This is a genomic window from Pseudomonas putida (genome assembly GCF_030159595.1).
GTDB classification, from domain to species: domain Bacteria; phylum Pseudomonadota; class Gammaproteobacteria; order Pseudomonadales; family Pseudomonadaceae; genus Aquipseudomonas; species Aquipseudomonas putida_AC.
Genome location: NZ_BSKJ01000001.1, coordinates 139,457 through 160,860, shown reverse-complemented (window position 1 = coordinate 160,860; position 21,404 = coordinate 139,457). Strand labels below are relative to the sequence as shown.

22 protein-coding genes and 1 tRNA gene are annotated in these 21,404 nt (G+C 62.5%); 15 read left to right on the top strand and 8 right to left on the bottom strand.

What is annotated here, in order from left to right:
* Positions 1-78: 78 nt before the first annotated feature.
* Together hemH and QQL85_RS00785 are read right to left on the bottom strand one after the other, a co-directional pair.
* Positions 79-1,092 (bottom strand): ferrochelatase, encoded by a 1,014-nt coding sequence (gene hemH, locus QQL85_RS00790; protein WP_284356261.1) that lies wholly within the window; start codon positions 1,090-1,092, stop codon positions 79-81.
* Between the two features lie 13 nt (positions 1,093-1,105).
* Positions 1,106-2,011 carry a TIGR01777 family oxidoreductase gene (locus tag QQL85_RS00785; RefSeq protein ID WP_284356262.1) on the bottom strand — a complete coding sequence of 302 codons (906 nt, stop codon included), beginning with the start codon at positions 2,009-2,011 and terminating at the stop codon, positions 1,106-1,108.
* A 187-nt stretch (positions 2,012-2,198) separates the two neighbouring features.
* On the opposite strand from QQL85_RS00785, the gene QQL85_RS00780 reads away from it, so the two are divergent.
* The 5 genes from QQL85_RS00780 (at position 2,199) to QQL85_RS00760 (ending at position 7,276) form a co-directional block, all read left to right on the top strand.
* Positions 2,199-3,185, top strand: coding sequence for an NAD(P)/FAD-dependent oxidoreductase (locus QQL85_RS00780; protein WP_284356263.1), 987 nt, complete (start codon positions 2,199-2,201; stop codon positions 3,183-3,185).
* A 100-nt stretch (positions 3,186-3,285) separates the two neighbouring features.
* A complete protein-coding gene (locus tag QQL85_RS00775; protein WP_284356264.1) occupies positions 3,286-4,254 on the top strand; it encodes a YbgA family protein in 969 nt (322 codons plus the stop codon).
* A complete protein-coding gene (locus QQL85_RS00770; protein WP_284356265.1) occupies positions 4,244-5,143 on the top strand; it encodes a MerR family transcriptional regulator in 900 nt (299 codons plus the stop codon). Before QQL85_RS00775 ends, QQL85_RS00770 begins: the two co-directional genes overlap by 11 nt.
* Positions 5,134-6,561 carry a deoxyribodipyrimidine photo-lyase gene (gene phrB, locus QQL85_RS00765; RefSeq protein WP_284356266.1) on the top strand — a complete coding sequence of 476 codons (1,428 nt, stop codon included), beginning with the start codon at positions 5,134-5,136 and terminating at the stop codon, positions 6,559-6,561. The genes QQL85_RS00770 and phrB overlap by 10 nt, the downstream gene beginning before the upstream one ends.
* Before the next feature lie 13 nt (positions 6,562-6,574).
* Positions 6,575-7,276 carry an SDR family oxidoreductase gene (locus QQL85_RS00760; RefSeq protein WP_284356267.1) on the top strand — a complete coding sequence of 234 codons (702 nt, stop codon included), beginning with the start codon at positions 6,575-6,577 and terminating at the stop codon, positions 7,274-7,276.
* A gap of 17 nt (positions 7,277-7,293) precedes the next feature.
* Here the strand turns inward: QQL85_RS00760 and QQL85_RS00755 are convergent, their stop codons facing one another.
* From QQL85_RS00755 to hemA, 6 genes are all read right to left on the bottom strand, one after another.
* Entirely contained in the window at positions 7,294-7,812 is a 519-nt protein-coding gene (locus QQL85_RS00755; RefSeq protein ID WP_284356268.1) for an acyloxyacyl hydrolase, read from the bottom strand.
* Between the two features lie 101 nt (positions 7,813-7,913).
* Positions 7,914-8,711: a glutamate racemase gene (murI, locus tag QQL85_RS00750; RefSeq protein ID WP_105945624.1), complete on the bottom strand. Its 798-nt coding sequence runs from the start codon at positions 8,709-8,711 to the stop codon at positions 7,914-7,916.
* A complete protein-coding gene (locus QQL85_RS00745) occupies positions 8,704-9,459 on the bottom strand; it encodes a molybdopterin-synthase adenylyltransferase MoeB (protein WP_284356269.1) in 756 nt (251 codons plus the stop codon). The genes murI and QQL85_RS00745 overlap by 8 nt, the downstream gene beginning before the upstream one ends.
* Complete coding sequence (prmC, locus tag QQL85_RS00740) at positions 9,453-10,283, bottom strand: peptide chain release factor N(5)-glutamine methyltransferase (protein WP_284356270.1); 831 nt, start codon at positions 10,281-10,283, stop codon at positions 9,453-9,455. The genes QQL85_RS00745 and prmC overlap by 7 nt, the downstream gene beginning before the upstream one ends.
* Positions 10,283-11,365, bottom strand: a complete 1,083-nt coding sequence (gene prfA, locus QQL85_RS00735) for a peptide chain release factor 1 (RefSeq protein WP_284356271.1) — start codon at positions 11,363-11,365, stop codon at positions 10,283-10,285. Before prfA ends, prmC begins: the two co-directional genes overlap by 1 nt.
* The gene (hemA, locus tag QQL85_RS00730; protein WP_284356272.1) at positions 11,362-12,639 is read right to left on the bottom strand and encodes a glutamyl-tRNA reductase; all 1,278 of its coding nucleotides are present in this window, start codon (positions 12,637-12,639) and stop codon (positions 11,362-11,364) included. Before hemA ends, prfA begins: the two co-directional genes overlap by 4 nt.
* A 214-nt stretch (positions 12,640-12,853) precedes the next feature.
* On the opposite strand from hemA, the gene QQL85_RS00725 reads away from it, so the two are divergent.
* From QQL85_RS00725 to QQL85_RS00680, 10 genes are all read left to right on the top strand, one after another.
* A complete protein-coding gene (locus QQL85_RS00725; protein ID WP_284356273.1) occupies positions 12,854-14,575 on the top strand; it encodes a tetratricopeptide repeat protein in 1,722 nt (573 codons plus the stop codon).
* Positions 14,576-14,579: 4 nt separating this feature from the next.
* Positions 14,580-15,197, top strand: a complete 618-nt coding sequence (gene lolB / locus QQL85_RS00720; RefSeq protein ID WP_016713311.1) for a lipoprotein insertase outer membrane protein LolB — start codon at positions 14,580-14,582, stop codon at positions 15,195-15,197.
* A 4-nt stretch (positions 15,198-15,201) separates the two neighbouring features.
* Positions 15,202-16,062: a 4-(cytidine 5'-diphospho)-2-C-methyl-D-erythritol kinase gene (gene ispE, locus QQL85_RS00715; protein WP_284356274.1), complete on the top strand. Its 861-nt coding sequence runs from the start codon at positions 15,202-15,204 to the stop codon at positions 16,060-16,062.
* A gap of 20 nt (positions 16,063-16,082) precedes the next feature.
* Positions 16,083-16,157: transfer RNA gene (locus QQL85_RS00710), tRNA-Gln, on the top strand.
* Positions 16,158-16,205: 48 nt separating this feature from the next.
* Positions 16,206-17,147 (top strand): ribose-phosphate pyrophosphokinase, encoded by a 942-nt coding sequence (locus QQL85_RS00705; RefSeq protein ID WP_003247410.1) that lies wholly within the window; start codon positions 16,206-16,208, stop codon positions 17,145-17,147.
* A gap of 118 nt (positions 17,148-17,265) precedes the next feature.
* Positions 17,266-17,859: a 50S ribosomal protein L25/general stress protein Ctc gene (locus QQL85_RS00700; RefSeq protein ID WP_284356275.1), complete on the top strand. Its 594-nt coding sequence runs from the start codon at positions 17,266-17,268 to the stop codon at positions 17,857-17,859.
* Positions 17,860-17,938: 79 nt separating this feature from the next.
* Positions 17,939-18,523, top strand: coding sequence for an aminoacyl-tRNA hydrolase (pth, locus tag QQL85_RS00695; RefSeq protein ID WP_028631692.1), 585 nt, complete (start codon positions 17,939-17,941; stop codon positions 18,521-18,523).
* 24 nt (positions 18,524-18,547) lie between these two features.
* The gene (gene ychF, locus QQL85_RS00690) at positions 18,548-19,648 is read left to right on the top strand and encodes a redox-regulated ATPase YchF (protein WP_145191716.1); all 1,101 of its coding nucleotides are present in this window, start codon (positions 18,548-18,550) and stop codon (positions 19,646-19,648) included.
* A 168-nt stretch (positions 19,649-19,816) separates the two neighbouring features.
* Positions 19,817-20,923: a saccharopine dehydrogenase NADP-binding domain-containing protein gene (locus QQL85_RS00685; RefSeq protein ID WP_284356276.1), complete on the top strand. Its 1,107-nt coding sequence runs from the start codon at positions 19,817-19,819 to the stop codon at positions 20,921-20,923.
* Positions 20,920-21,390 (top strand): DUF2269 family protein, encoded by a 471-nt coding sequence (locus QQL85_RS00680; protein WP_284356277.1) that lies wholly within the window; start codon positions 20,920-20,922, stop codon positions 21,388-21,390. The genes QQL85_RS00685 and QQL85_RS00680 overlap by 4 nt, the downstream gene beginning before the upstream one ends.
* The last annotated feature ends 14 nt before the right edge of the window (positions 21,391-21,404 follow it).

The following is a 21,404-nucleotide window of genomic DNA, read 5'->3' as shown; positions in this document are numbered from 1 at the left end:
CCCTTGATCCGGCAGTAACCTGATCTGGCCTCTTCGCGGGACAAGCCCGCGAAGAGGCCAGTACAGAAGACCTCTAAGTCAGGCCTTTTCGCACATCCCCGCCAACACCCTCACCCACTCGGGGTGATCATTCAGGCACGGCACCAGCACCAGCTCCCGCCCGCCGGCCTCGACAAACTGTTCGCTGCCGCGCATGCCGATCTCTTCCAGCGTCTCGATGCAATCAGCCACGAATGCCGGGCACATCACCAACAACTTCTTCACCCCTGCCTTGGCCAGCTCGTCCAACCGCGCCTCGGTATAGGGCTCGATCCACTTGGCCCGCCCCAGCCGCGACTGGAACGACACCGACCATTTGCCATCCGGTATGCCCATTTTTTGCGCAAAAGCCTTGGCCGTGGCCAGGCACTGCCCGCGATAGCACACCGCTCGCATCTCGGCGCTGGCATCCTTGCAGCAGTCGGCTGCCTGGAAGTCGTGTTTGCCGGTTGGGTCCAGCTTTTTCAGGTGCCGCTCTGGTAAACCGTGGAAGCTCAGCAGCAGGTGGTCGTAATCCTGCTCAAGATACGGCCGGGCGCTGGCAGCCAGTGCCTCGATGTAGTCCGGGTGCTCGTAGAACGGTTGCAGCACGCGCATCTGCAACGGCAGCTGACGCTCGCTGACAGTCTGCTTTGCCAACTCGACTACGGTAGTCACCGTGCTGTCGGCGAACTGTGGATAAAGCGGTGCCAAGGTCACCTTGCGTACACCCTGGGCCGCCAGACGCTCCAGCACGTCAGGCAGGGCCGGCTGGCCATAGCGCATGGCAACTTCCACCTGGCCATGCGGCCAGTGCTCGACCATGGCGGCCTGCAGACGACGGGTCAGCACCACCAGCGGCGAGCCCTCCTCCCACCAGATCGAACCATAGGCATGCGCCGACTGCTCCGGGCGCTTGACCAGGATCAGCGACACCAACAAGCGCCGCACCGGCCAGGGCAGGTCGATCACATACGGGTCCATGAGGAACTGGTTGAGGTAGCGGCGCACATCGGCCACCGAGGTGGAGGCCGGGGAACCCAGGTTGACCAGCAGCAGGGCGTGATCGGTCATGCAGCGTCCTATGTCAGAGGCGGCTGGACAGGTTGTCCAGGGCCGATTGCAGATCGTTGAAGCGGAAGGTGAAGCCTGCCGCGAGCAAGCGTACCGGGCGTGCCCGCTGGCCGCCCAGCAGCAAGGTCGACATCTCGCCCAGGCCAGCCTTGAGCAGCAATGCCGGCACCGGCAGCAGCGCCGGCCGATGCAGCGTGCGCCCCAGCCGCCTGGCGAACTCGCGGTTACGCACCGGCTCCGGGGCGCAGGCATTATAAGGACCGCTGGCATCCTTGTGCTGCAAGAGAAAATCAATCAGGGCGACCTGGTCGTCTATATGGACCCACGGCATCCACTGCCGCCCATCGCCCAAAGGCCCACCCAGCCCCAGTTTGAAGGGCACGCGAAGGCGCGACAAAAAGCCGCCGTCGCTGGCCAGCACCAGCCCGGTGCGCACCAGCACCACACGGATGCCTTGGGCTCGGGAGCGCTGGGCCGTTTCCTCCCAGGCAATGCACAACTGGCTGGCAAAATCTTCACGCACTGGCGGTGATGCCTCGGTCAGCTCACGCTCACCACCATCACCGTACCAACCGACCGCAGAGCCGGAGATCAGCACTTCTGGTCGCTGCTCGCGGGTACCCAGCCAACTCAACAATTGCTCGGTCAGGGTAACGCGGCTGGCCCACAGCAGGTTGCGCCGGGCCGCCGTCCAGGGCCGGTCGGCAATCGGTGCGCCGGCCAGGTTGACCACCGCATCCAGGTGATCGTTCGCTTCCAGCTGCTCCAGACGGGCAATGCCACGCACACCACTGCCACACATTTTCGGCACTTGCTCAGGTCGCCGGCTCCACACCGTCAGGCGATGGCCCTGGCCTAGCCAGTGCTGGCAGAGATGCCTGCCTATCAACCCGGTGCCGCCTGTCAGCAATATATGCATGGCTGTGTCCTCGCAGAATGCGGCGGTGGTCTATTTTTAACATCAAGGCACTTTTTTGACCCGACGCTCTCGGATAAACATAGGCCAACCTGCCCGCCAAAGCGGAATAACCTTATACAAAATTTCTGGATTGTACAGGTTTGCCTGACAGCGTAGTCTGCTTACAGCAAGGTTTGAAGAGGCCATCATGACAGTACCTATTGCCATCATCGGAGCCGGTATCGCCGGCTTGTCAGCGGCCCAAGCCTTGCAGAAGGCCGGGCAATCCGTGCATTTGTTCGACAAAGGCCACGGCAGCGGCGGGCGCATGGCCAGCAAGCGCAGCGAAGCCGGTGCACTCGACCTCGGCGCCCAGTACTTCACGGCCCGTGACCGGCGTTTCGTCGAGCAGGTGCAGCATTGGGTTGCTGCAGGCTGGGCCGAGCAGTGGAAGCCGCAGCTTTACAACTACCGCGATGGCGAACTTACGCCCTCACCCGACGAGCAGACGCGCTGGGTGGGCGTTCCGCGCATGAGCGCAATCACCCGCGGCCTGCTCAAGGATGTGACGGTGAACTTTGGCTGCCGCATCGCCGAAGTGTTCCGCGGTAAGCAGTATTGGCACCTGCAAGATACCGAAGGTTGCAGCCATGGTCCCTACAGCCGCGTGGTAATCGCCGTGCCTGCACCGCAGGCCACACCACTGCTCGCTGCCACACCGAAACTGGCCGCCGTGGCTGCGGGCGTGCAGATGGAGCCCACCTGGGCCGTCGCCCTGGCCTTCCAGACACCGCTGGACACGCCAATGCAAGGCTGCTTCGTGCAGGACAACCCGCTCGACTGGCTGGCGCGCAACCGCAGCAAGCCTGGCCGTGACGAACAACTCGACACCTGGGTGCTGCACGCCACATCGGATTGGAGCCGGCAGCACATCGACCTGTCCAAGGAAGAGGTGATCGAACAGTTGTGGGGGGAGTTTGCCGAGCTGGTCGGCTGCGTGGTGCCAGCGCCCACCTTTGCCCTCGCCCACCGCTGGCTGTATGCGCGTCCTAGCATCAACCATGAATGGGGCGCGCTGGCCGATGCTGACCAAGGCTTGTACGCGTGCGGCGACTGGTGCCTTTCCGGGCGCGTCGAGGGTGCCTGGCTCAGCGGCCAGGAAGCGGCGCGGCGACTGCTCGAACACCTTGAGTGATGTAGAACTATACAAAAATACTAGTTTGCATAACTTCAGCGCTGTGCTGGAATAAACCTGTACAAGTTTTTTGCTATGTACAGGTTTACCGGAGACAGCCATGCACGACCCTTCCGTCCACAGCAAGCCGCGTATCGCCATCAGCGCCTGCCTGACGGGCCAAAGCGTGCGCTATAACGGCGGCCACAAGGCCTCCGACCTGTGCCGTACACAGCTGGAACAGCACTTCGACTGGCTGCCGGTATGCCCGGAAGTGGCGATCGGCCTCGGCATTCCGCGCGACCCGATTCGCCTGGTAGGCAACCCCGAACACCCTGAAGTGGTCGGCACCCGTAACCCCGGCATGGACCTGACTGGCCCGCTGCGCGCCTACGGCGAACAAATGGCCGACGCGCTCGACGACATCTGCGGCTACATCTTCATGCAGAAATCACCTTCTTGCGGCCTGGAGCGGGTCAAGGTGTACCAGGACAACGGTCATCCGGCCTTCCCGGGTGGACGCGGTGTCTATGCCCAGGCCTTCTGCACGCAACGCCCAGACCTGCCGGTGGAAGAGGAAGGCCGCCTGCATGACCCCGTGCTGCGAGAAAACTTCATCAGCCGTGTGTATGCCTACGCCGACTGGCAGCGCCTGCTGGCCGAAGGCCTTAGCCGTGGTGCGCTGGTGCACTTCCACTCGCGTTACAAATACCTGGTGATGGCCAACAACCCCCAGGCCTACCGCACCTTGGGGCGCCTGCTGGGTAGCATGAGCCGGGATGACGACCCACAAACCATCGGCCCGCGCTACTTCAGCCAACTGATGCAAGCGCTGCGTCGCTGCGCCAGCCGCGGGACCCATTGCAACGTGCTGCAGCACCTCAGCGGCTATTTCAAGGACAGCCTGACGCAACAGGACAAAGCCGAGCTGCAGACGATCATTGGCCAGTACCAGCAAGGCGTGGTGCCGCTGGTGGTGCCACTGACCCTGCTCAAACACCATTTACGCAAGCACCCCGATCCCTACCTGCAACAGCAAGCCTACCTGCAGCCGCACCCCGAAAGCCTGGGCTTGCGCAATGCGGTCTGAGGGCTTGCTGCCCATCGGCGAACTGGCCCGCCGCACCGGCGTCAACCCGGTCACCCTGCGCGCTTGGGAACGCCGATATGGCCTGCTCAAGCCACAGCGCACCGCGAAAGGGCATCGCCTGTATCCGCTGGAACAGGTCGACCGGGTCGAGGCCATTCTTGGCTGGCTGCAGCGTGGTGCATCGGTCGGGCAAGTGCGCGAGCTGCTCGACAAACCCTCCAGCACTGCGCCCAAAGGAGACTGGCAGGCCCGGCAGCTTCAGCTGATCGAGGCTATCGCCAACCTGTCGCAGCGCGCCCTTGACCACCAGCTCAACCAGGCAATGGCGCTGTACCCCGCCGTTACCCTGTGCGAGCAATTGCTGCTGCCACTGCTCGACCTGCTCGACCTGCGCTGGCGTAGCTACTTCAATGCTCAGCTGGAACAGGTGTTTTTCCACAGCTGGCTACGCAGCAAACTGGGCGCCCGCGTCTACCATGACAACCAGTTGCTGCAGGGCCCTGCAGTGTTGCTGGTGGAAGACAGTGAACGTGCGTTCAGCCCCGGCTTATGGCTATGCGCCTGGCTGTTCACCAGCAACGGTTTCCCGGTAGAGGTGCTGGAACACCCTGTCACCGGCCCGCACCTGCAACGCGCGGTAAGCACGCTTGAGCCGCGTGTTGTGCTTCTGCACCTGGGGCCACGCATCGATGCCAAGGCACTGCAACGCACCCTGCACAACCTGCCCGTGACAACCTTGGCTGGTGGCCCAACGCTGGCACTGCATCAAGCGCAGCTACATGCCCTCGAACTGCCCAACCTCGCCCTGTTCGACACCCCTCAGGCGGCATTGCGTTTGCTTCAAGCCCATGACCGCCAGCCTGCAGAGACCATTGCACCATGCACTTGACCTGGCTGCGCAGCGACCTGCGCATCAATGACAACACCGCGCTCAGCGCCGCCAGTGAACGCGGCCCTACCATCGCCCTCTGGCTGATAAGCCCCGGGCAGTGGCAGGCCCACGACGACGCTGCCTGCAAAGTCGACTTCTGGCTGCGCAACCTGCACGACCTGCGCCAGTCGCTGGAAGGCCTGAATATCCCCCTGCTGATCCGTGCCATCGATAACTGGGACCAGGCACCACAAGCCATACTTGAGGTATGCCGCCAGCATCAGGTGGCAAGTGTTCACTGGAATGACGAGTACGGCATCAACGAGCAGCGCCGCGACGATGCCACCCGCGCCCTGCTGGAGAAGGCGGGCATTCAGGCACACGGCCACCTCGACCAGCTGTTCTTCCGCCCGGGCACCATCCTCACCCGCAGTGGTGACTACTTCCAGGTCTTCAGCCAGTTCAAGAAAACCTGCCTGGAACACCTGCACCGCAGCCTGCCGGCCATGGCTCATCGGGTTAAAGCTCAAGCGCCCCTGCCAGTCCAGAGCGACCCGATACCGCCGCTCGTGGAGGGTTTTGAAAAGCCCGAGCGCGCCTTGCGAGAACATTGGCCGGCGGGTGAGACCGAAGCGCAGGGCCGATTGTCTCGCTTTCTCGACGAAACCATCGATGACTACCAGCAACTGCGTGACCTGCCAGCCAAACCCGGTACCAGCCAGCTTTCGGCCTACCTGGCCGCTGGCGTAATCTCGCCGCGCCAATGCCTGCACGGTGCACTGGCCAGCAACCGGGGCGAGTTCGACAGCGGCAGCGCCGGCGTGCAAACCTGGATCAACGAGCTGCTCTGGCGCGAGTTTTACAAGCACATCCTGACCGGTTACCCACAGGTCTCACGCCACCGCGCCTTCCGCGCCCAAACCGAAGCCCTGCCATGGCGCGATGCGCCGGCAGACCTCGAAGCCTGGGAACAGGGCCGTACCGGCTTCCCGATCATCGACGCTGCCATGCGCCAGTTGCTGCACACAGGGTGGATGCACAACCGCCTGCGCATGGTTGTGGCCATGTTTCTTAGCAAAAACCTGCTGATCGACTGGCGCAAGGGCGAGCGACACTTCATGCGCCACCTGATAGACGGTGACCTGGCGGCGAACAACGGCGGCTGGCAGTGGAGCGCGTCCACCGGTACCGACGCAGTGCCCTATTTCCGCCTCTTCAACCCGATTTCGCAGTCGCAGCGTTTCGACCCGCAGGGGCGGTTCATTCGGCACTGGCTGCCGGAATTACGAGACTTGGATGATAAAACCATCCATGAGCCCGTGAAATTTCGAGATCTTTTTGATAATAATTTGTATCACTGTCCCATGGTGAATCTCAGCAGCAGTCGCCAGCGTGCACTGGAAGCCTTCAAGGGGCTACCACGTCGGCAGAATTAGAGGGCACAACGTCTTGACTAACTCACGCAGTTATTGGGTTACAGGCGCCAGCAACGGATTAGGTCTGGCGTTGGTGGAACGCTTGCTTGAACAGGGCCATCGCGTTGCCGCCAGTGGAAAGGAAAGCGATGAACTGAACACCGTGGCTGCGCGGCATGGTCGGCGCTTCTTGCACCTGCCTTGGCAGTTGCATGCCGATGGACAAGCGGCGGATGCGTGCCAGCAAATATGCCATGCCTGGTGCTCGCTGGATGGCCTGATCCTCAACGCCGGTACCAGCGACTACCTGGATGACAAACAGCCGGTCAGCGATGTGTTCGAGGCGATTGTCACCCGCAACCAGGTGGCGGGTGAGCATTGCCTCGCCAATGCGCTGCCTTTGCTGTTGAAAGGTGAATCACCGCAAATGATGGCCATTTTCAACCGTTACTCGGCGCTGCAGCTGTATGCCCCAACCCAACGGAGCGCTGGCTGGAACAACATGCCGCAGTGGGTGCGAGAACAGCGCACAACGCTGAAAGGCCAAGGGGTAGACCTTACGGTGGTGAGCCCACAGTCGCTGAAGACGCCAGTGACTGCGGCGCAAGCGATACCGGAGGCGTGGACACCGCAGAGCGCGGCAGAAGAGCTGCTGCGGCGATGGCCGCAGCGGGAGCCAGAGCTGGTGCTGGAGACACTCGACCTGAGCAGTCTGTGGCCGCTACCACACAGCTAGCCGGTTGATGTGTGCGCCTACAGCGCCATCCGGTAATGCAGGCTGTAACTCTCTACTCCATCGTTGGGCTCTTTGATACCCGCGTTGGAGTAGTGAATCGCCCGCACCCCGATCTCATGCCCGCCGGCAAAGCGCAAGCCAAAGCCGATGCGGTCTTCGAACTGGAATGCCGAGCCCAGCTCGTTGCTTTCCAGCTCGGTGCTGGAGAACGCCGCCACACCGATCCCGGCTTCGATGTAGGGCTTCACCGACTCCCCGGCAAACTCATAAACGAACACCGGTGCAAACGACAGGCTGTGGTTGCTCGCCGTCTTGTCACCATCCCAGTAGGTGTAGGCCCCATCCCAATAGCCGGTCAGGCGACCGACACGGGTTTGCCACCAGCTTGTATCCCAGTTCGATTGCAGCCCCAGCCGGTAGACCATGGTCGAATCGCCGGTCTGCCCCACCGAAAAAGAAACGTCCGCAGCTTGCGCCGCCAGTACTTGCCCCAGGGTAAAGGCAGCAGTCGCCACCAAGCCGAGCAGCTTTTTCATGAGCAACATCCTTCTTTGCTGTTATTAGTGTCCGCCTCATGTCAGGCAAAGCGGTAGAAAGCGGCAGTGGAACGATAGTTCAGCTGGTTTTCACGTTTTTTTCACAACGCAAAGCTTTGCACACTGCCGGACTTATGCCACAGCAAAGGTAGGATTTTTCTGAGAGATTGCGGATCGGCACTGGTCCAGAAGCGGGTATCCCGGGCCGGCCCATCGGCCAGCAGGTCATTCGCGCCCAGCAGCCGCTGCAACTGGCGCGCCACCGCGGCGCCGGTGTCGATGATGGCCACATCGGCTGGCACCATGCCGGCCAGCAACGGGCGCAGGAAGGGGTAATGGGTGCAGCCCAGGATCAGCGTGTCGCAGCCAGCGGCCAGCAACGGCTGCACATAACCTTGCAACAACTGGCGCATTGCCGGGCTGGCCAGGTCGCCGGCCTCGATCAACTCGACCAGCCCCGGGCAAGGTTGGGTGATGACCTGTACGTCATTGGCAAAACGGTCGAGCAAGGCGGCGAACTTGGCGCTTTGCAGGGTGCCGGTAGTGGCCAGCACACCGACCACGCCCGAGCGCGTGGCGGCGGCAGCGGGCTTCACCGCCGGCTCCATGCCCACCAGCGGCCAGGTCGGGTACAACTCGCGCAGGTCGGCCACCGCCGCCACCGTGGCGGTATTGCAGGCCAGTACCATGGCCTTGGCGCCCTGTTCATGGAAGAACGCAGCAATGCGCCGGAGACGCTCCCGGATATAATCTGGCGACTTCTCGCCGTAGGGTATGTGGCCGCAATCGCCCACATACAGCAGCGTCTCATTGGGCAGCAACCGCTGGATCTCGGCGAGCACCGACAAGCCGCCAACCCCGGAGTCCATTACGCCGATCGGCGCCGAACGCTCAGCCATCGCGCTTGCCGCAGACTGCACAGGCCGGGTCGCGCTTGACCCGCAATTCGCGGATGCGCGTGCCGAGAGCATCGATCAACAGCAGGCGGCCGACCAGCGGCTCGCCGAACCCGGCCAGCAGCTTCATCGCTTCCAGCGCCTGCAAGCTGCCTACCAACCCCACCAACGGGCCGATCACACCGGCTTCGCTGCAAGTGAGCTCGGCTTCGCTGCCATGCCCATACAGGCAGTGGTAGCAAGGGCTGTAGTCACGCCGAGGGTCGAACACCGACAGCTGCCCTTCCAGGCGGATCGCCGCACCGCTCACCAGCGGCTTCCCAGCCGCGACACACGCGGCGTTTACCGCCTCGCGGGTACCGAAGTTGTCGGAGCAATCCAGCACCAGGTCGACCGCCGCCACGGCGGCAGCCAGCGAGTCCTCGTCCAGGGCCTGGCGGTGGGCAACCAGGCTGATTTCCGGGTTGATCGCCTCCAGGCGCTGCAAGGCCGAGTCGACCTTGCTCATGCCAACGCTGGCACTGTCGTGGATCACCTGGCGCTGCAAGTTGGTCAGGTCGACGGTGTCGAAGTCGGCCAGGTGCAACTCCCCCACCCCGGCAGCCGCCAGGTAAAGGGCAACCGGCGAACCCAGGCCACCGAGCCCGACGATCAGCGCCTTGCTCCGCTTGAGCCGCAGTTGGCCGTCGATGTCGATCTGGGCCAGCAGTACCTGCCGGCTGTAACGCAACAGTTCCTCATCACTCAGCATGGCAGGCGCCCCAGCGTAATCCGTTCATGGCCGCCCAGGTCGGTGCGGCTGGCGACCTCGATAAAGCCCTGTTCAGCCAGCAAGGCACGTACCGCTGCGGCCTGATCGTAGCCATGCTCCAGCAGCAACCAGCCACCCGGCGACAGGTGCGAAGGGGCCTGGGCGGCGATCACGCGCAGGTCGTCCAGGCCATCGGCGCCGGCGACCAGCGCACTGCTGGGCTCGAAGCGCACGTCACCGGCCACCAGGTGCGGATCTGCAGCCGCGATGTAGGGCGGGTTACTGACAATCAGGTCGAAACGCTCGCCGACCAGGCTGTCGAACCAGTGGCTTACCCGCACCTGGGCGTTCGCCAGGCCCAGGCGCTGTCGGTTACGCTCAGCCAGGGCAGCGGCTTCTTCTACCCGATCAACCGCAGTCACCTGCCAGGCCGGGCGATCGCTGGCCAGGGCCAGGGCAATCGCGCCGGTACCGGTGCCCAGGTCGAGGACCTTGGCTGGCGAGGCAGGTTGCAGTTCGAGGGCAGTTTCGACCAACAACTCGGTATCCGGGCGCGGGATCAAGGTATGCGGCGCCACTTCCAGGTCGATCGTCCAGAAACCCTGCTGCCCGAGGATGTAGGCCACCGGCTCGCCGCCACGTCGGCGCTGCAGGTAGCCGGCGTAGGTCTCGGCATCTTCGCTGCTGACGATACGCTCGGGCCAGGTGTGCAGGTAGCTGCGCGACTTGCCGATGGCAGCGGCCAGCAGCAGCTCGGCATCCAGCCGCTCGGTGGGCGATTCGGGCAGCTGCGCGTTGCGCAGCAAGCTGGCGATGATGGTCATCAGTCCCCCAGGGCGGCCAGTTGATCGGCCTGGTATTCGGCCAGCAGCGGTTCGATCACTGCGTCCACGCCACCGCTGAGGATGTCGTCCAGCGAATACAAGGTCAGGTTGATGCGGTGATCGGTCACCCGGCCCTGTGGATAATTGTAGGTGCGGATGCGCTCGGAGCGATCACCAGAGCCGACCAGCAGCTTGCGCTCGCTGGCAATGGCATTCTGTGCTGCGCTGGTCTGCATGTCGTTGAGCTTGGCCGACAGCCAGGACATGGCGCGAGCCCGGTTCTTGTGCTGCGAGCGCTCTTCCTGGCATTCGACCACGATGCCGGTGGGCAAGTGAGTGATGCGGATTGCCGAGTCGGTCTTGTTCACATGCTGGCCACCGGCGCCGGATGCACGGTAGGTGTCTACGCGCAGGTCGGCCGGGTTGATTTCGATGGCTGCCTGTTCGTCCGGCTCGGGCAGCACCGCCACCGTGCACGCGGAGGTATGCACGCGGCCTTGGGACTCGGTCTCGGGCACGCGCTGGACGCGGTGTGCGCCAGACTCGAACTTGAGCTTGCCGTAAACGTTCTCGCCCTCGACACGGGCGATGATTTCCTTGTAGCCGCCGTGCTCGCCTTCGTTCTCGGACAAGATTTCCAGGCGCCAGCCGCGTTTTTCAGCGTAACGCGAATACATGCGGAACAGGTCGCCGGAGAAGATCGCCGCCTCGTCGCCACCTGTACCCGCACGGATTTCGAGGAACACGTTGCGGCCGTCGTTGGGGTCTTTGGGCAACAGCATGCGTTGCAGCTGCGCCTCTAGCACCAGCAGTTGCTCCTTGGCTTCACGCACTTCTTCCACGGCCATTTCGCGCAGGTCCGGGTCGCTGTCCTTGAGCAGCGCCTGGGCGCCTTCGAGGTCGTCCTGCACTTTGCGCCACTCTTTATAAGCAGCGTAGACCGGCTCGACCTCGGCGTATTCACGCGAATAGGCGCGAAAGCGTGTCTGGTCGGAAATGACCTCGGCATCACCGAGCAGGGCGGTGAGTTCTTCGAAGCGGTCCTGGAGGATTTCCAGTTTGTTCAGCAGCGACGCTTTCATTGCGGGGATTTGTCCGTGGAGCCCTCGTTGAGGGCAAAGAGTTCCTGGGCCATGGCCAGCGCATCGAGGCGGCCCTCGGCCGAGAGCTTTTTCAGCTGCACGCTGGGCGCATGCAGGAGTTTGTTGGTCAGGCCCCGGGCCAGTTGGGCAAGCACGTCTTCGGGGTTGCCGCCGTTAGCCAGCAGGCGCTGGGCCTTTTGCAGTTCTTCGTCGCGCAGGCGCTCGCTTTGCTGGCGGTAGGCCTTGAGCACATCGACTGCGGCCAACTCGCGCAGGCGCAGCATGAAGTCTTCGGCGCCCACCGACACCAGCTCTTCGGCGGCCTGGGCTGCGCCCTGGCGGCTCTTGAGGTTTTCCGCCACCACGTCATGCAGGTCATCGACAGTGTACAGGTAGACGTCGTCCAGTTCGCCGACTTCAGGTTCGATGTCTCGCGGCACGGCGATATCGACCATGAAGATCGGCTTGTGCCGACGCTGTTTCAGTGCACTCTCGACCGCGCCCTTGCCCAGGATCGGCAGCTGGCTGGCGGTGGAGCTGATGACGATGTCGCTGTTGGCCAGCTCCTGAGGGATGTCGGCCAGCAGCACGGCATGCGCACCGAACTGTTCAGCCAGGATACTGGCCCGTTCCAGGGTGCGGTTGGCCACGACAATACGGCGTACGCCCTGCTCGTGCAGGTGGCGTGCAACCAGGGTGATGGTTTCGCCGGCGCCGATCAACAAGGCCTGGCTGCGGCCCAGGTCGGCGAAGATCTGCTTGGCCAGGCTGACCGCGGCAAACGCCACCGAAACCGGGTTTTCGCCGATGGCGGTGTCGGTGCGCACCTGCTTGGCAGCGCTGAAGGTGGCCTGGAACAAGCGCCCGAGCAGCGGGCCGACGGTGCCGGCCTCACGCGCCACGGCGTAGGCGGACTTCATCTGGCCCAGGATCTGCGGCTCACCGAGCACCAGCGAGTCCAGGCCCGAAGCCACCCGCATCATGTGCTTCACGGCGTCATGCTCTTCGTGCACATAGGCGCTGGCGCGCAGCTCGTCCAGACTGAGGCGGTGATAGTCGGCCAGCCATTGCAGCACGGCATCGGCGGACAGGTGGTCCTGCTCTATATAGAGCTCGCTGCGGTTGCAGGTCGACAGGATCGCCGCTTCGCGGCTGGATGTCAGTCGGCAGAGCTGCTGCAGGGCGTCTACCAGCTGCTCTGGGGTAAACGCCACGCGCTCGCGTACGTCTACCGAGGCAGTCTTATGGTTGATACCAAGTGCAAGAAAGGCCATGCAAGGTCGCTGGTTGTGACGGGAAGCCGATAATTGTCCTCTTTCGCAGGTTTTTGGACAACCACCGTTCGCTATTGTCGTGATGGCCATGCCTGATTGGAACCCGCACTGCCCTGCCATGGTCGCAGTTAACCAAATGCTTCGCAGGTGGGTTTGCCACCGCGCTTGTGTCATCATGCTCCGACCGCCGGTGAGTCCTCCAATAAGCCTTTCTATGAACAAACCATACGCACTGCTGCTTGCCTTCGCCCTGCTCCAGGGCTGCCAGAGCCTGGCCCCGCAAAAGGCCGAGCCTCCCGTCGCCGAAGCGGGCAAAGACGAGGCCCAAAAGCCCGTGGTGTATGGCTCGTTCAAGCAAGACACGCTGTACAGCCTGTTGGTGGCGGAGCTGGCCGGCCAGCGCAACCGCTTCGACATCGCCCTGGCCAACTACACCGACCAGGCAGCAAAAACCCAGGACCCCGCGGTTTCCGAGCGCGCCTACCGCATCGCCGAATACCTCGGCGCCGACGAGCCGTCACTGGACAACGCGCTGGTCTGGGCCCGCAACGACCCGCAAAACCTCGACGCCCAGCGCGCCGCCGCCATCCAGCTGGCCCGGGCCGGCCGCTATGACGACTCCATGGTCTACATGGAAAAGGTGCTGCAGGGCCAGGGTGACACCCACTTCGACTTCCTTGCCCTATCCGCTGCCGAAACCGACCAGAGCACCCGCGACGGCCTGCTGCAAAGCTTCGAGCGCCTACTGGTGAAATACCCGAACAACGGGCAACTGGTGTTCGGCAAGGCGCTGTTGCTGAACCAGGACGGTAAGGCCGAAGAAGCTCTGGAACTGCTCGAGTCGCACCCGCCACAAGACGGCGAAGTCGCCCCGATCTTGCTGCGCGCCCGCCTGCTGCAGGCCCTGGACCGTGGCCCGGAGGCACTGCCACTGCTGCGCGGCGCAATCCGCGACAACCCGGATGACAAGCGCCTGCGCCTGACCTACGCCCGCACCCTGGTAGAACAGGACCGCATCGCCGATGCCAAGGGCGAGTTCCTCAGCCTGGTCCAGCAATACCCGGATGATGACGAGCTGCGTTACTCCCTGGCACTGGTGTGCCTGGAGAACAAGGACTGGGATGAAGCCGAAGGCTACCTGCAGGAGTTGGTCGAGCGTGACAGCAACGTCGACGCCGCGCACCTGAACCTGGGCCGCATCCGTGAAGAGCGCCACGACCCCGCAGGCGCCCTGCGGGAATACGCCCTGGTCGGGCCCGGCCCCGACTACCTGCCAGCGCAACTGCGCCAGGCCGATATCCTGATTGCCAACGGCCGCGGCACCGAGGCCTCGCGCCTGCTCGCCGATGCCCGCGAAGCCCAGCCGGACCTCGCCATCCAGCTGTACCTGATCGAATCGGAAAGCTACAGCAACAACAACAAGGACGCCCAGGCCAACCAGGTGCTGCAACAAGCCATCCAGCGTTACCCCGACGACCTCAACCTGCTGTACACCCGCGCCATGCTGGCCGAAAAACGCGACGACCTGGCGCAGATGGAAAAGGACCTGCGCGCCATCATCGCCCGCGAACCAGAAAACGCCATGGCCCTGAACGCCCTGGGCTACACCCTGGCCGACCGCACTACCCGCTACAGCGAAGCCAAGGCACTGATCGACAAGGCGCACCAGCTGACTCCGGACGATCCGGCGGTACTCGACAGCCTGGGTTGGGTCAGTTATCGCCTGGGCAACCTCGACGAGGCTGAAACCTACCTGCGCCAGGCCTTTGCCAGCTTCCCAGACCACGAAGTGGCCGCCCACCTGGGCGAAGTGCTGTGGGCCAACGGCAAGCGCCGCGAAGCCCGCCAGGTGTGGGCCAAGGGCTTCGAAGCCCAGGCCGACAGCCCCATCCTGCGCAAGACCGTCCTGCGCCTGACCGGATCCGAGACCCTTTAACGCCATGTTCCTGCGCCATTGCATCACCTTCACCCTCATCGCCCTGCTGGCCGGTTGTGCCGGTTTCGGTAGCCGCGAGGCCCTGCAGGGCCACGGCAACCCGCAACAGTGGCGCGCCCATAAAGAGCAACTGAGCAGCCTCGATGGCTGGCAGATCAACGGCAAAGTCGGCATCCGCGCCCCGCGCGACTCCGGCAGCGGCACGCTGTTCTGGCTGCAACGCCAGGACTACTACGACATTCGCCTGGCCGGCCCGCTGGGCCGTGGCGCCGCACGCCTGACTGGCCGCCCGGGTGGCGTGGTACTGGAAGTAGCCAACCAGGGCCGCTACGAAGCCACCAGCCCCGAAGCCCTGCTGGAAGAACAGCTTGGCTGGCAACTGCCAGTGTCGCACTTGGTGTGGTGGGTGCGCGGCCTGCCCGCCCCCGACAGCAAGAGCAAGCTGACCCTCGACGGTGACAGCCGCCTGGCCAGCCTCGACCAGGATGGCTGGCAGGTGCAGTACCTGAGCTATACCGAACAGAACGGCTACTGGTTGCCCGAGCGCCTGAAACTGCACGGCAAGGACCTGGACGTGACCTTGGTGGTCAAGGACTGGCAGCCACGCCAGCTGGGGCACTGATCACATGCAAAAGCTCACCCTGCCCGCCCCGGCCAAGCTCAACCTGTGGCTGCACATCATCGGCCGCCGCCCAGATGGTTACCACGAGCTGGAAACCGTGTTCCAGTTTCTCGAGCATGGCGACGAACTGAGTTTCGCCCTGCGTGACGATGGCGTAATCCGCCTGCACACCGAGATAGAAGCCGTACCGCACGACAGCAACCTGATCGTGCGCGCCGCCCGCAAGTTGCAGGAGCAATCCGGCACCCCGCTCGGCGCCGACATCTGGCTGACCAAAGTGCTGCCCATGGGTGGCGGCATCGGTGGTGGCAGCTCGGACGCCGCCACCACCCTGCTGGCCCTGGCCCACCTCTGGCAGCTGGACTGGGACGAAGACCGCCTGGCCGCACTGGGCCTGAGCCTGGGCGCCGATGTGCCGGTATTCGTGCGTGGCCATGCAGCGTTCGCCCAGGGTGTGGGTGAGCAGTTGACCCCCGTTGACCCGGAAGAGCCGTGGTATGTCGTGCTGGTGCCGCAAGTGTCTGTCAGCACAGTAGAAATTTTTTCACATCCACAGTTGACACGTGATTCACTCCCCCTTAAGATGCGCCCCGTTCCCAAGGGAAACAGTCGAAATGACTGCCAACCGGTGGTAGAGCAGAATTACCCAGAAGTTCGCAATGCGTTGAATTCGCTGGGGAAATTCACTGAGGCTCGACTAACCGGCACTGGAAGTTGTGTGTTTGGGGCCTTCCCAAGCAAAGCCGAAGCTGATAAAGTTCTGGCCCTTCTTTCAGCGACCCAAACAGGGTTTGTGGCGAAAGGAAGCAATGTTTCGATGTTGCATCGCAAGCTGCAAAGTCTGGTCAAGAAGTCGAGCGCATAAGCGTTCGCAGCAACAGATACAGGGGCGTCGCCAAGCGGTAAGGCAGCAGGTTTTGATCCTGCCATGCGTTGGTTCGAATCCAGCCGCCCCTGCCATTTTCCTTATACTCATCCAGGTATACCCTCAGCCTTCAGGTACTGCGCGTGTCCAAGATGATGGTCTTTACGGGGAACGCTAACCCCGATCTGGCTCGGCGTGTCGTACGTCAGCTGCATATCCCTCTCGGTGACGTCTCTGTCGGTAAATTCTCCGACGGTGAAATCAGCACTGAGATCAATGAAAATGTTCGCGGTAAAGACGTTTTCATTATTCAGCCGACCTGTGCCCCGACCAACGATAACCTGATGGAACTGGTAGTGATGGCCGACGCCTTCCGCCGCTCCTCAGCATCCCGAATCACCGCCGTGATTCCATACTTCGGATATGCCCGCCAGGACCGCCGTCCGCGTTCGGCACGTGTAGCCATCAGCGCCAAAGTCGTCGCTGACATGCTCACTGTCGTGGGTATCGACCGTGTTCTCACCGTCGACCTGCACGCTGACCAGATCCAAGGCTTCTTCGATATCCCGGTCGACAACATCTACGGCTCGCCCGTTCTTGTCGATGACATCGAAGACCAGCGTTTCGAGAACCTGATGATCGTCTCCCCGGACATTGGTGGTGTCGTGCGCGCACGTGCCGTTGCCAAGTCCCTGGGCGTCGATCTGGGTATCATCGACAAACGCCGTGAAAAGGCTAACCACTCCGAGGTTATGCACATCATCGGCGACGTCGAAGGGCGCACTTGCATCCTGGTAGACGACATGGTCGACACCGCCGGCACCCTGTGCCATGCGGCCAAAGCCCTGAAAGAGCACGGCGCTGCCAAGGTTTATGCCTACTGCACGCACCCTGTCCTGTCGGGCCGCGCGATCGAGAACATCGAGAAGTCGGTACTGGACGAGCTGGTGGTGACCAACACCGTTCCACTGTCCGCCGCTGCTCAAGCCTGTGACCGTATCCGCCAGCTGGATATCGCACCGGTTGTCGCTGAAGCGGTACGCCGCATCAGCAATGAAGAATCGATCAGCGCGATGTTCCGCTAAGCGGAACATGTGTTGATGTGAAGCGCCCCGCCCCAGCATGTGTTGGGGCGGGGCTTTTTTGCCATCCCCGTTGGCGCTGGTCGCAAACGCCCTCGGGGGGCTATTTTGGAGAAACAAAATGACTGATTTCATTCTGAACGCCCAAGCGCGTACTGACCTGGGGAAAGGTGCGAGCCGCCGCCTGCGTCACGCCGCCAGCATCCCTGCCGTAGTTTACGGTGGCGATAAAGAAGCCCAATCCCTGACCATCGTGGCCAAGGAAATCACCAAGCTGTTCGAAAACGAAGCTGCCTTCAGCCACGTTATCGAGCTGAACGTTGACGGCGTTAAACAAAACGTCATCATCAAGGCCATGCAGCGCCACCCAGCCAAGCAGTTCATCATGCACGCCGACTTCGTTCGCGTTGTTGCTGGCCAGAAACTGACCGCTGTTGTTCCAGTGCACTTCATCAACGAAGAAGCACCGGTCAAGAAAGGCGGCGAGATCTCCCACGTTATTTCCGAGATCGAAGTTTCCTGCGAAGCCAAAGACCTGCCTGAGTTCATCGAAGTTGACCTGGCCAACGCCGAAGTCGGCACCATCATCCACCTGTCGGACCTGAAAGCTCCGAAAGGCGTAGAGTTCGTCGCTCTGGCCCACGGTGATGACAAAGCTGTTGCCAACGTTCACGCTCCACGCGTTGCTCCAGAAGCAGAAGGCGCTGCCGAGTAATCCACTCGCACGCCGGCGTTGATCGGGTTACAGTGCCGCGCGCACTGTAACCCACCAACACCAAGGAAGAGCCCCTGACGTGACCGCCATCCAGTTGATCGTTGGCCTGGGTAACCCCGGCCCCGAATACGAACAGACCCGGCATAACGCAGGGGCTCTTTTCGTTGAACGCATTGCCAGCGCCCAGCGTGTTTCGCTCGCCGCTGACAAAAAGTATTTTGGCCTGACGGCTAAGTTCAGCCATCAGGGCAACGACGTTCGTTTGTTGATCCCCACCACCTACATGAACCGTAGCGGCCAGTCCGTGGCGGCCTTGGCCAATTTCTTCCGCATCAAGCCGGAAGCGATCCTGGTGGCACACGACGAACTCGACCTGCCTCCCGGCGTTGCCAAGCTCAAGCGCGGCGGCGGCCATGGTGGGCACAACGGCCTGCGCGACATCATCGCGCAGCTCGGCAATCAGAACGACTTCCACCGCCTGCGGCTTGGCATCGGCCACCCGGGCGACGCCAAACTGGTCTCCAACTTCGTCCTGGGCCGCGCGCCGCGCGCCGAGCAGGAGAAGCTCGACGCCAGCATCGATTTTGCCCTCGGCGTGCTGCCAGATGTACTTGCCGGCGACTTCGCCAAGGCGATGCGCGAGCTGCACAGCCAGAAGGCCTGATTTCCTTTAGAGAGGGGAATACCCATGGGTTTCAATTGCGGCATCGTCGGCCTGCCCAACGTCGGCAAGTCCACCCTGTTCAACGCCCTGACCAAGTCTGGCATCGCGGCGGAGAACTTCCCTTTCTGCACCATCGAGCCAAACAGCGGCATCGTGCCGATGCCCGACGCTCGTCTGGCTGCGCTGGCTGAAATCGTCAAGCCAAACCGCATCCTGCCGACCACCATGGAATTCGTCGATATCGCCGGCCTGGTTGCCGGTGCTTCGAAAGGCGAAGGCCTGGGCAACAAGTTCCTCGCCAACATCCGCGAGACCGACGCCATTGCCCATGTGGTGCGCTGCTTCGAAGACGAGAACGTGATCCACGTTTCCAACAGCGTCGACCCCAAGCGTGACATCGAGATCATCGACCTCGAACTGATCTTCGCCGACCTCGACAGCTGCGAAAAGCAGTTGCAGAAAGTAGCCCGCAACGCCAAGGGCGGCGACAAGGATGCCTTGGCGCAAAAGGCCATTCTGGAAAAGCTGATCCCGCACTTCACCGAAGGCAAGCCTGCACGCAGCCTGATGAAGCACATGGCTGACGACGAAAAAGCCGTCATCCGTGGCTTCCACCTGCTGACCAGCAAGCCGGTGATGTACATCGCCAACGTCGCCGAAGACGGCTTCGACAACAACCCGCACCTGGACGTGGTCAAGGCCATCGCCGAGGAAGAAGGCGCGGTGGTAGTGCCGGTGTGCAACAAGATCGAAGCAGAAATCGCCGAGCTGGACGACGGTGAAGAGAAGGACATGTTCCTCGAGGCCCTGGGCCTGGAAGAGCCTGGCCTGAACCGCGTGATCCGCGCCGGTTACGAGCTGCTGAACCTGCAGACCTACTTCACTGCCGGCGTGCAGGAAGTACGCGCCTGGACCGTACGCGTCGGTGCCACCGCACCACAGGCTGCGGGCGTGATCCACACCGACTTCGAAAAAGGCTTCATCCGCGCTGAAGTGGTGGCCTATGACGACTTCATCCAGTTCAAGGGTGAGAGCGGTGCCAAGGAAGCGGGTAAATGGCGTTTGGAAGGCAAGGATTACATCGTCAAGGACGGTGACGTGATGCACTTCCGCTTCAACGTCTAAGCGCTAGCCTGTTGTAACCACAAACCCCTTGAGGCTTGCGCTTCAAGGGGTTTTGTTTTCTGGGCCTCGCAGCTGCTGCAGTGTGAGTTCAGGCTGCAGCCGGCACCGATACTTGCTCAGTTTGCCCGCCCCTCCCTAGAATCCCCCTTCATTGAAAAGGGATGAGCAATGTCATTCAGGGTTCTGGTAGTCGGTGGCTACGGCAATTTTGGCTCGATCATCTGCCGGCACCTCGCCGGGGCCGCCGGTATCGAAGTGATCGCTACAGGTCGTGATCGCACACGCCTTGATGCCCTGGCCGAGCATCTGCCACTGCAAACCGTATGCACAGATGCACAAGGTGCGGGCTTTGCCGACACCTTGCGAGAACTGCAGGTGGACTTGCTGATACACACGGGCGGGCCTTTCCAGGGCCAACCCTACCAGGTTGCCGAACACTGCATCGCAGCAGGTGTGCATTACTGCGATCTTGCCGACTGCCGCACCTTCGTCAACGGCATTCATGTGCTCGACCAAGCAGCCAAAACGGCTGGCGTGGCGGTGCTCAGCGGTTGTAGCTCGGTGCCCAGCCTCGCGGCAGCGCTACTCGACGAAAACCGCGCGCCCTTCAAACGCATTGATCGTATCGAACACGGCATCTCGTCTTCGGCGAAAATGCCTGGTCTGGCGACCGTGGAAGGCGTGCTGGCCTATGCCGGCAAACCGATCCTGCAACGGCGCAATGGCAAGCCATACGCAGTGGCGGGCTGGCTCGGCCTGCAACGGCGCAACCTGCCGGGCCTGGGCTGGCGCTGGCTAGCCAATGTCGATGTACCAGACATGGACCTGTTCGGCGAGCGCTACGGCGCCACCGACCTGGTGTTCAAGGCCGGCCCGGGCCTGATGCCCGGTGCCCTGGCGAATGCAGCCCTGGCCTTGGCGCGCCGCGTCGGCCTGATCGGCGACCCAACGCCTTGGGCCAAGCGCTTGCACCGTCTGGGCAGCGCCTGCGAGCGCTTTGGTGACGGCCTCAGCGCGCTGTACATCGAGGCAAGTGGTGTCGACCACAACGACCAGCCACGGCACTTGAACATCCAGCTTACCGCTCGACGCAACAAGGGCCCGGAAATCCCCAGCTGTGCCTCGGTAGCCTTGGCCCTGAAGATGATGAACGGCTACCGACCGGCAGCCGGGGCGCGCCCTTGCGTTGGCGAGATCAGCGTGGACGAGTACCTGGCCGCGATTGACGCGCCACAGGACATACACCTGGACGTGCGCCATCAGGGCCAGCCGTGAGCTATTTCTACCTCAAGTACCTGCACATCATCGCGGCGGTGTTCCTGTTCGGCTTCGGCATGGGCTCGTACCTGTACCTGATCGCAGCCCAACGTACCCGCCACCCGGCCGTAATCGCCCAAGTGGCCAGGCAAGTGGTGCGTTTCGACACCTGGATCACCACCCCGGCCGGTGTGCTGCAGCTGGCCAGCGGCCTGGGCATGCTGCACTTGACGGGTATGCCTCCTACCCTGCCCTGGCTACATGATGCACTCATCATATTTGTTGCCGTGGGCCTGTTGTGGCTGCCTGTGCTGGTCCTGCAAAAACGCATGCAACGCCTTGCCGAACAAGCCGCCGCCAGCAACATGGCATTACCTGCGAACTGGCACAGGTATTACCGTCCCTGGCTGTGGATGGGGGTGGCAGGTTTTGCCGGGATGTTCGTGATCGTGTGGCTGATGGTGTCCAAACAAGGTCTGTTTTGACGCTACGCGGCAAA

Excerpts from the sequence above, each read along its gene's own strand:
- prmC (WP_284356270.1), bottom strand. The coding sequence starts at position 10,283 with ATGACCATCATCGCCAGCTTGCTGCGCAACGCGCAGCTGCCCGAATCG.
- QQL85_RS00700 (WP_284356275.1), top strand. The coding sequence starts at position 17,266 with ATGACTGATTTCATTCTGAACGCCCAAGCGCGTACTGACCTGGGGAAA.
- QQL85_RS00755 (WP_284356268.1), bottom strand. The coding sequence starts at position 7,812 with ATGAAAAAGCTGCTCGGCTTGGTGGCGACTGCTGCCTTTACCCTGGGG.
- QQL85_RS00685 (WP_284356276.1), top strand. The coding sequence starts at position 19,817 with ATGTCATTCAGGGTTCTGGTAGTCGGTGGCTACGGCAATTTTGGCTCG.
- prfA (WP_284356271.1), bottom strand. The coding sequence starts at position 11,365 with ATGAAAGCGTCGCTGCTGAACAAACTGGAAATCCTCCAGGACCGCTTC.
- phrB (WP_284356266.1), top strand. The coding sequence starts at position 5,134 with ATGCACTTGACCTGGCTGCGCAGCGACCTGCGCATCAATGACAACACC.
- lolB (WP_016713311.1), top strand. The coding sequence starts at position 14,580 with ATGTTCCTGCGCCATTGCATCACCTTCACCCTCATCGCCCTGCTGGCC.
- murI (WP_105945624.1), bottom strand. The coding sequence starts at position 8,711 with ATGGCTGAGCGTTCGGCGCCGATCGGCGTAATGGACTCCGGGGTTGGC.
- QQL85_RS00775 (WP_284356264.1), top strand. The coding sequence starts at position 3,286 with ATGCACGACCCTTCCGTCCACAGCAAGCCGCGTATCGCCATCAGCGCC.
- ispE (WP_284356274.1), top strand. The coding sequence starts at position 15,202 with ATGCAAAAGCTCACCCTGCCCGCCCCGGCCAAGCTCAACCTGTGGCTG.
- QQL85_RS00780 (WP_284356263.1), top strand. The coding sequence starts at position 2,199 with ATGACAGTACCTATTGCCATCATCGGAGCCGGTATCGCCGGCTTGTCA.
- QQL85_RS00770 (WP_284356265.1), top strand. The coding sequence starts at position 4,244 with ATGCGGTCTGAGGGCTTGCTGCCCATCGGCGAACTGGCCCGCCGCACC.
- hemA (WP_284356272.1), bottom strand. The coding sequence starts at position 12,639 with ATGGCCTTTCTTGCACTTGGTATCAACCATAAGACTGCCTCGGTAGAC.
- QQL85_RS00745 (WP_284356269.1), bottom strand. The coding sequence starts at position 9,459 with ATGCTGAGTGATGAGGAACTGTTGCGTTACAGCCGGCAGGTACTGCTG.
- QQL85_RS00785 (WP_284356262.1), bottom strand. The coding sequence starts at position 2,011 with ATGCATATATTGCTGACAGGCGGCACCGGGTTGATAGGCAGGCATCTC.
- hemH (WP_284356261.1), bottom strand. The coding sequence starts at position 1,092 with ATGACCGATCACGCCCTGCTGCTGGTCAACCTGGGTTCCCCGGCCTCC.
- ychF (WP_145191716.1), top strand. The coding sequence starts at position 18,548 with ATGGGTTTCAATTGCGGCATCGTCGGCCTGCCCAACGTCGGCAAGTCC.
- QQL85_RS00725 (WP_284356273.1), top strand. The coding sequence starts at position 12,854 with ATGAACAAACCATACGCACTGCTGCTTGCCTTCGCCCTGCTCCAGGGC.